We start from the raw sequence: 639 nt of genomic DNA, 5'->3' as shown, positions 1-639 counted from the left end.
GAAGGCTGCGTTGTGTGCCCAACTCCGACCATTGTCCTCGGACAAGAGAATCTGTCCGTTACCGAATCCAAAGGCCTTATTGTCGCGCTGTGAGTCGATGTACGGCCCCTCTGGGGCTCCGCGATACAAAAAGTGTTCGGTCTCGCCGATCACCCCGGTGTCGGTAGCCCCGAGGCTGGAAAAGCCGGCGTTGACAAGACTGCCCGCGGTTGCCGTCGCGGCAACTGTTCGTACAAACTGGCGTCGGTTCGAGTGATATTGGGATTTCATGATTCACCGTCCTGTTGGTTCGGTGGTGCCAAACGGCCAGCCGGGCAATTTGCCGCATGACTGCAAGGCGAGGATGTCGAAAGCGCTTCCCGCGTTGGAAATGAGGTTGCCGCAATCCTGGACCGGCGAACGGGTGAACCATTTCCCGCTCTCGCGCTGATTGGCCAGCAACCAGGAGATGCCGCGCTCAAGTCGCGGGTCGTCCGCCGGCACACCGAGTTCCCGCGCGACGACGATCACGAAGCCGGTCCCGTAGCCGTCGCTGATATCGGTGGCCAGCGGTTGGCCGTCATCGCGGGCGAGTCCTCTCCAGTCCGTGAGCAAGCCCGCCGTGGACCAGCCACCGTCGTCGAGCTGGAGGGCCAACAG

General features: G+C 62.1%; 2 pseudogenes. Both read right to left on the bottom strand.

Features of this window, described 5'->3' with window-relative positions:
* Window positions 1–270, bottom strand: a pseudogene (locus tag GA615_RS28380) (hypothetical protein); the annotation flags it as partial.
* Between the two features lie 3 nt (window positions 271–273).
* Window positions 274–639 (bottom strand): annotated as a pseudogene (locus tag GA615_RS27240) (squalene--hopene cyclase); the annotation flags it as partial.

This window comes from Tautonia marina, assembly GCF_009177065.1.
Lineage (GTDB): Bacteria > Planctomycetota > Planctomycetia > Isosphaerales > Isosphaeraceae > Tautonia > Tautonia marina.
The sequence above is the reverse complement of the archived record's forward strand: the minus strand, read 5'-3'. Positions and strand labels throughout refer to the sequence as shown.